Origin of the sequence: Dolichospermum sp. LEGE 00246 (genome assembly GCF_015207865.1) — a bacterium.
GTDB lineage: Bacteria > Cyanobacteriota > Cyanobacteriia > Cyanobacteriales > Nostocaceae > Dolichospermum > Dolichospermum heterosporum.
The window spans coordinates 1-8132 of record NZ_JADEWA010000244.1; the positions used below are offsets into that span (position 1 = coordinate 1).

General features: G+C 37.6%; 4 protein-coding genes, 2 pseudogenes and 1 CRISPR repeat array. Of the genes and pseudogenes, 1 reads left to right on the top strand and 5 read right to left on the bottom strand.

Annotation, left to right across the window (positions count from 1 at the left end):
• Positions 1-152: 152 nt before the first annotated feature.
• A CRISPR array of direct repeats spans positions 153-1001; the repeat unit is 37 nt; unit sequence GTTTCCGCATATCTAATCCCCGCAAGGGGACTGAAAC.
• Between the two features lie 870 nt (positions 1002-1871).
• The 3 genes and pseudogenes from IQ228_RS15915 to IQ228_RS15925 all read right to left on the bottom strand — a co-directional run bounded on the left by IQ228_RS15915 (position 1872) and on the right by IQ228_RS15925 (position 3131).
• A complete protein-coding gene (locus IQ228_RS15915) occupies positions 1872-2210 on the bottom strand; it encodes a metalloregulator ArsR/SmtB family transcription factor (RefSeq protein WP_193963508.1) in 339 nt (112 codons plus the stop codon).
• A gap of 195 nt (positions 2211-2405) precedes the next feature.
• Positions 2406-2690, bottom strand: a pseudogene (locus IQ228_RS15920) (transposase); the annotation flags it as partial.
• A 21-nt stretch (positions 2691-2711) separates the two neighbouring features.
• A complete protein-coding gene (locus IQ228_RS15925; protein WP_193963509.1) occupies positions 2712-3131 on the bottom strand; it encodes a hypothetical protein in 420 nt (139 codons plus the stop codon).
• Positions 3132-3494: 363 nt separating this feature from the next.
• Between IQ228_RS15925 and IQ228_RS26690 the strand changes: the two are divergent.
• Positions 3495-3680 (top strand): annotated as a pseudogene (locus IQ228_RS26690) (carotene isomerase); the annotation flags it as partial.
• Positions 3681-3819: 139 nt separating this feature from the next.
• Here the strand turns inward: IQ228_RS26690 and IQ228_RS15930 are convergent.
• Entirely contained in the window at positions 3820-4215 is a 396-nt protein-coding gene (locus IQ228_RS15930) for a hypothetical protein (protein WP_027404217.1), read from the bottom strand.
• 978 nt (positions 4216-5193) lie between these two features.
• Positions 5194-8130: a UPF0182 family protein gene (locus IQ228_RS15935; RefSeq protein WP_193963510.1), complete on the bottom strand. Its 2937-nt coding sequence runs from the start codon at positions 8128-8130 to the stop codon at positions 5194-5196.
• Positions 8131-8132 lie beyond the last annotated feature (2 nt).

Sequence of the window (8132 nt, forward strand, 5' to 3'; positions counted from 1 at the left end):
TCGCCAAACAGCCAGAACCTTGACAACTAAATACTTTCAGCGTTTCATTAGTTTCAGTTTGTGCTTGACCCGAAGCCTGAAATAAGGTTTTTTGAGAGGTCCGCCAAAATCGTCTCTGGATTCCGCCTCCAGTTTATGTTTCAGACGGCGGGGTTTCCGCATATCTAATCCCCGCAAGGGGACTGAAACATAAGCGACAACATTCCCCAGGGTTTCAGTTTTACCTAGTTTCCGCATATCTAATCCCCGCAAGGGGACTGAAACACATTATCTTCTATTGACTTTAATAACGCTTTAAATGTTTCCGCATATCTAATCCCCGCAAGGGGACTGAAACATTGCGACTTTTGCTTTTTCCATCGCGGATCAGAAATGGTTTCCGCATATCTAATCCCCGCAAGGGGACTGAAACTTACTGATAATCGGTTCTTCCCCTTTCTTGAGCTTGTTTCCGCATATCTAATCCCCGCAAGGGGACTGAAACTTATCGGGAATATCTGCGAAGGGAATTGATTATGTCGTTTCCGCATATCTAATCCCCGCAAGGGGACTGAAACATGGACAATGCAGGGAACTACAAAAGATTTAATTTTAGGGGTTTCCGCATATCTAATCCCCGCAAGGGGACTGAAACAAGTCAGGTGGGAGCTAGAGGGAGGTAGTGCGGGTAGTTTCCGCATATCTAATCCCCGCAAGGGGACTGAAACGGTATCAGAAAAGTTTAAGGGGACAATTTCAGAAGAGTTTCCGCATATCTAATCCCCGCAAGGGGACTGAAACAGACATGATATAATTTCCTTACTCACTTGGTTTACTGTTTCCGCATATCTAATCCCCGCAAGGGGACTGAAACTCAGAATGGGCTGACAATTTTCGGAAGCTGTCGCCGGTTTCCGCATATCTAATCCCCGCAAGGGGACTGAAACACAATTGGTATACGAAATATGCAAAAAAATGCGGTAATGTTTCCGCATATCTAATCCCCGCAAGGGGACTGAAAAAATAAATAACTGATGATAGAACTTGAAGCAATACTGCTTGGTTAAGCCTGAAAAGTCATTAAGCTGTTACGCAGCTAAATTTGATAACCATAATTTACTTGAACTTTGTAGTGCGGGCATCTTGCCCGCTAGAATTATACAAACTAAATGCACAACAGCTTAGACATCTCCAAAAAATAAAGATACTTGACCTGAAAACCCTGTAGAGACGTTCCATGGAACGTCTCTACAATCTTTTTTGGAGATGTCTATTAGTAGGTTGTGGAACGTAAATGTATCCCTGCGGGACACTGCGTGAACGCGGAGGAATGGAACGTTCATGAAGTGTGGGGTATCCCTGCGATCGCTGGAGGCATTATACTAAACACGGGTGAGATTTAAACTTTTGCCAAATGACAAAGAACCCAGATGTGTAGGGGTTTAGCACTGCTCATTGGTGTCAACTTAAGTTAGAAATGGCTTATCCGTTGTTCTTTGTATGGTAAAAGAGTCCAGCTTCTAGCCGTTTTGAGTATAAAACTGTTTATTAATAAAGGTTTTACAGATTTTTATCTCAAAAAAAGTGCAAGGTTTTGGCTGATGGTGTCTCAAAATAGGTGCATTTTTCCTTGTCGGATTTGGAAAATTGAGGATATCCACATAGCTAAAACTGTTCCCTGTTCTCTGTTCCCAGTTAAGAGTTCCCTGCCCTCACAGACAAATTTTTCAGCAAACCCTATTTAGTCATCAAAAGACAACTTTTGCTATGAGACTGGGAATGAATTCCCAGTGGGGCTATGGGTTTTGCGTTAAGTTGATACCAGTGTTGAAGGCAGAGCCTTCTGTAATTCATTCCCCATACAGGGTATGGGAACGAGAAATAAAAATCAACTATTCACCACAGGAACGAGGGGATAAAAGTCCAGAATTGACGCGAAATTCCCCCAGATATGTTTCTAAAATCTGAAATTGGGGAATATTCAAGCTGTAATAAATCCAGCGTCCCTCTTGACGGGAATTTACTAGACTTGCTTCTTTGAGGGTTTTGAGATGAAAAGAAAGTTTTGATTGATTTATTTCTAAAGCATCACATAAATCACATACACATAGTTCACGCTGACGCAGAAGTTCTATAACACTCATTCTAATGGGATCTGATAGGGCATGAAAACCCAATACTATTAAATTGTGAGTGGCAATAGGAAAAGTTAGTGGTTTATTTAAGAGCATTAGGTATCCATCCTCATGATATTTGATTTTCTAGATAGGTCTTGCTGATAGCGCAGCGTGGCGTTAGCCATACTTCTGGACGCAAAGAGAGCGAAGGAAGAAGGAAGAGGAAAAATTTATTTACCCGTCAATTATACTCAACACGGCTTAATTATTTGATTTAAGCGGGTAGGGGTTTAGCAGTGATCATTGGTGTCAACTTAACGGTACAGCCTCCCAAATTAAAACTGATACTAATCGCACTGGATATTTACATGGATTTGAACGATATTTACCCATGATGATAATTTCATCTTTATAATAAGTGCATTGAGATAATACTTGTTTAACTTTATAATTTGTTTTTTCTTTTATTCTGGTAATAAAGTACTTTTTACTCTCGGTTAATTTGTCAAACCAATTAAAGCTAAAAAATCCTAGATCCACTATTATCAAGCCTCTTTCTGGCAGTTTATCTAACAAATCTTTTCCCCAGTTTTGGTCATGACTTTTGGGATTTTGTTAATACCATAATTTGACGAGATTTTGGTTAAAAGCTTCGACAATTATCATGATTTTCCCACCTAATTTTGATGAATTATCTTCGCTTATTTTTAATCTTTTTGATAATGCTTGTTTGCTAAATTCTATTGGTTCTACCCATAATAATCCTTCTTCTTTTAATACTCTTACTGCTTCTGATAATCCCGCTATTTGTCGATAAACTAAACTGAGAATTAGTGCTACCATTACTGGTAAGTTTAGCAATCTATCTCTCATCGGTTTATCATTGTTTCCTGGTAAATATTTTAATTGTGTAAATAGACTTGGTTGTAGATATTTTGTTAATTCTTCTTCAATTTGTGGTAATGATGGCGATGGAGTTTGTTGCTGACGACGCAAATCTGGATTCCCATTTTTTCTTTTTCTTGTTTGAGTCATAATTTTTGACCCTGTGAGTGTTTTTCATAATTTTATTATCCTCTTTTTTGGTTCAAATGCGATTCCTTCGGTGAGCTAGGCACATCACCCTCTTGAACAAGAGCGATCGCAAAGCGCGACCTAGGAATCGCCTATAGCAGTTCATTCCGCGCCATCGCTCTTGTTCTCCTCCTTATTTATTAAGGGTTTTACGTTAAGTTGACACCAATGAAGCTCTTGCTTTACCCCTACGTTTAGAATCAAACAATCAAGCCGTTTTGAGTATAGCCATAACCCAACATTATTAAGGATTTTGTTGGGGTTCGTTCCGATTGCTCCGCAACGCTAAAGCGAACAACCCAACCTACATTTCCTTAACCGACTGAAGGACTTTCAGAAAGGGAGTATGCGGCTAAAAAAGAAATAGCAGCATGGCAAATTATTGACAGATTAGCGGCAATTTTTCCTGGTTTAGATACTGGGTTAGATTATTTGGAAATTGGGACTCCACGTACTCACAGACGCTTTTTAGGATGGATAGATGGCATTTATGGAACAGTCGGAAATAGATCCCCGACTTCTTCACAGCGATTTCCAATCATATAAAGTACATCTTAGCCCCCTCCCCGCAAGCGATGAGGGGGTTGGGGGTGGGGTTCTTGTTCCGGGTTTGATGACAATTTGCTGTAAGAAGTCGGGGATCTGATATTTATTGAAATAAGTTTTTAGGGGGGAAGCTGACCTTTTTAGGCACGTATTCAGAGCAGTCTATGGCTTCTTCTGTGAGAACAGTATCAGGCTTGACGGCACATTTTAAATAATGGTTATTGGCAAAAAATTGACATTTTTTACAGGGGACTTTTTGTAGAATTTTGTTTTTTACGCATACCTTATCATCTGCATTGGTGCGGATTTTATGAAAAAGCAGGAGAAAAACAGCCCAAACAAAAATAAATCCCAGAGGAGCTAAAGATAGTGCTAAATCTGGTATTTGGATATTGTGATATTGCACTTGGACTTTTTCTTGTTGAACTGCACCTTGAGCAATGGACAAGTTGGTATTGTCGGTTATGAATGTATTTCCCAATACCTGCTCTATATACATCTTATTTTCCTTAATTATCTATAATGGTTCTTACAGCAATTCTCGGTTTCATAAAATACAATGGAGGGCGCAGACCCTGTTCCCCTACAGGTTTTGCGATAAAAAACTGTACCTCATAACATCAGAAAGCACTGTAAATTGACAACTGTGACAGAACCAAGTGGCAAACCCCTCAATATAAAGTCTGTTTTAATTGTGACTGATGTTTGATTTTGAAACTTTTAATTTAAGTCTATGCTTTGTTTGGGTAAAGCTGTATATGGCTTCTGATTATAGGTTTATCAAAAGTAAAGATTAGTTATCTCTGTCAATAGTTTTGTTTTTTATTATGTGAATATATACCTGAAGTAGTACGTGGATATTAAAAATACAGTTGGTAAGAGAACTCCACAAAAAGAAATGCTCAATGTCATTCTGTTCGCGCTGCCATAGGCATTACGAAACGAAGTGTAGTGAAGAATCTCAAGAGATGCTTCGTTTCGCTATGGCTAACGCCACGCTCCGCGAACGCTACACTCAGCATGACAAAACAGGATCATTTATTTTGCGGCTTACTCTAATAGGTTTTTAAATTTTTGAATTTCTAGAACACCGATACATTAATTAATTTAATTGTAAGTAGGTGAACACAATAAGGGATCACCAAAAAATAAATTACCCAATTTTGTGGGATGGGCATCCTGCCTGTCCTTGGTAATTAGCGGGCAATTCGTCCCGCACCACAAGAAACTTTTGGGGATTTTTTTAATTGGAAGTCCCTAAAACCAATCTGTGTAAAGAAAAGTAAAATCGCCCAAACCCTCTTGCCTCTTGCCTTGCCATAATGACAATTTTCAACGCCAACCTACTTACACAATGTCATTGCGAATGAAATGAAGCAATCGCCAGGGTTGTGATTGCTTCCCTTCGCTCGCAATGACTAATTACTTATTAGTTTAAACTAAAATCAGTATAATTCTGAGTTGAAATATCAGCTATTTAGCCAGCGGGTATTTCGTTTTCTAGGGGACGAATAATAGTTGCTGGTGGTGCGAGTTCTGGTTGAAAGATTCCTTGTAGTGCTTGTTCTAGGGTGGGTGCCATGATGATGCGATTTTCATAGGCTACGACTACTCTCACTAATGTTGGTAAACTATTTTGTGTGGCTTCTAAATAAATTGGTTCAACATATAGTAATGATTGCTCAATGGGAACTATTAACAGATTACCTTGAATTACTCTTGAACCTTGACGATTCCATAGGGAAATTTGTTGAGAAATAACTGGATCTTGATTTATTCTGGCTTCAATTTGTTCTTGTCCATAAATTAAACGTTCTTTGGGAAAGTTATATAATACTAATTTGCCATAATTTTCACCGTCGGAACGTGCTGCTAACCAAGCGATTAAATTGGTGCGTTGTTTGGGTGTGTAGGGAAGTAGGAGGATGAATTCTTCAAAGGAAACGTTGGGGAGACTGGTTATTAAATAGTAGGGTTCAACTTTACGGCTCTCGTTACCATAGATTTCATTGGGAATCTGCCATTGATCCTCCCGATTATAAAATACTTGGGTATCTGTCATGTGGTAGATCATTAAGCGTTCAGATTGAATTTTGAAATAATCTACTGGATAGCGGAGATGAGTGCGGAGATTGATTGGTAAATTATTCAGTGGTTGAAACATTTTGGGAAATATTTTTGACCAAGCTGTAATTAATGGATCGGAGGCATCAGCAATGTAAAATCTTACTGTACCGTTGTTAGCATCAATGACGACTTTAACAGAGTTACGGATATAGTTAATACTATTTTTACCTGTATCCGAGTAAGGATAGCGATCGCTTGTGGTGTAAGCATCAACTATCCAATAAAGATAATTTTCTTTGCCAGGAAATTGTTGATTTTGACCATCTATATGGGCATCTGCTACAACTAAATAAGGATCACTATCAAATTTTAAGAAAGGGGCAATGGTGCGAATTCGTTGGTTAATATTCCGCCGTAATAATATTTTAGTTTCTGGTAAAAAATCTCTAGTAAATATCATTCTCCAGTCTTTTAAATATAGGGAAAATAGCCATCTTCGCCATAGAGAGTTGATATGAATACCCCCTAATCCATCATAACTATTATAAACATTATCGCTGCCACTGGGATAATCTAATTCTTTAACTTTTGTCCCAGTCATGACGTGAGTATTACTAATTTCTCCATAATAAATTCGTGGTTGTCCGATAGGAATACTTTCCCGAATATTAGGACTAGAAGTATTTAATACGCTACCATTTTCACTAATATCTTTGACAAAATATTCTGGTAATCCACCAGCAGCAACGGTATTGACGGGACTCATAGTGAAGCCATAACCATGAGTATAAATCATATTTTGGTTTACCCATGTTTGTGCTTGGAGGGGAACATCTGGATAATTTAATTCTCTCGCTGCAATTAGTACCTGTTGTTTTTCCTGATTACCGTTATTTTTAATTAAATATCTATCAATATCAGCATCGGAAAATTTATAATAAGGGCGAATTTGTTGTAACTGACGGTTAGTTTTTAATAATGGTTCTTGATCCCAAAGCCGAATATTTCTAATTGTCAATTCATTAGCTTTGATATCTGCTTCTGTGAGTTTTCCTATGGGGTTAAATATTTGAGAGTCAATGACATCTAAATTAAATGCTTGACGAGTTAGGGCGATATTTCGCATTATATAAGGTTGTTCTTTTTGTAATTCATTTGGCTCAACAATAAAATTTTGTACAGCCATAGGTACAATGAAATTACCTATGAATATCAAAGTTATATAAATACCTAAAGCATAACTTACCCGGCGATGATGTGAAGATTTTTGTTGCCAAAATACAGTTAACCATAATAAGTATAAGGCTATAGCTACTGATAAAATATACAGTATTGTATCTGCTGGTAATTGGGCTTTAACATCAGTATAACTAGCTCCATAACTGACACCACGAACCGAGTATAGGAGTTGATAACGACTGAGCCAATAATTTAAAGATACGACTAACATTAAACAGCCGACTAATCCCGATAAATGGCGCATTTGTGGAGAAGAAAATCCGGGAAAAACGGCTTGACTGAGACTATTTGCTGATAATAAATAGGTGAGAATGACGCTAATACAAGCATATAGGGATAATCCTATTAACCAAAATCCTAAAAGTTCCCAAATGGGGAGATGGAAAATATAAAAACTGATATCCTTGCCAAATAATGGTTCAGGATGATCAAAGGAAATAGGATGAAAAGATAAGAGAATTTTTGCCCAATGTTGAGATAGTATCCAGCCAAAGATAAGACTAAAAATAATAGCGATCGCCCTGAAGCACAATTTGCTATAAATTAATATAGCCATAGATAATCCCCCCAATAGTCCTAAAGACCAAGGTTGAGAAATTATCTGTCTTCCCAACTGTAAAATTATCTCGGCTCGAAATAATAGTGGTACTGATAAACTAGATTGATTAACTTTCTCTAACCAATAGGAGAGGGCAATGTTTCCATAGTGTATTAGCATTAGGCACAGTAAAAAAATTAACCCTAATATTAGAGGTAAGAGCGATCGCAATTTAATTTTACTGGTATAATTTTGCCATTGAGGGAATTGATTATTTCTGGGATATTGAGGACTAAGAAAACTCGTTAATTTTTGACTAATTTTTAGTTCCTGTACCGGAATAGAATGAGAAAAAGGGGGATATTTCAACCTCTCAGCTAAAGTGAGATTTCCTAATAAGTAAATGGCGCTCAAACTCACAATAAACAACCATAAACTCCCCTGAGTTAACAATCTTTGCAAAAATACTTCTATATAACCAACTTCCTGAAACCAAAAAATTTCCGCACCCAAATAAGCAGCTATATCTAAGAATAGCCACAAACTCAAACATCCTATAAAAACTCTAATAG

Bases quoted from the DNA above. Each gene is read 5' to 3' on its own strand.
- IQ228_RS15915 (WP_193963508.1), bottom strand. From the start codon at position 2,210: ATGCTCTTAAATAAACCACTAACTTTTCCTATTGCCACTCACAATTTA.
- IQ228_RS15925 (WP_193963509.1), bottom strand. From the start codon at position 3,131: ATGACTCAAACAAGAAAAAGAAAAAATGGGAATCCAGATTTGCGTCGT.
- IQ228_RS15930 (WP_027404217.1), bottom strand. From the start codon at position 4,215: ATGTATATAGAGCAGGTATTGGGAAATACATTCATAACCGACAATACC.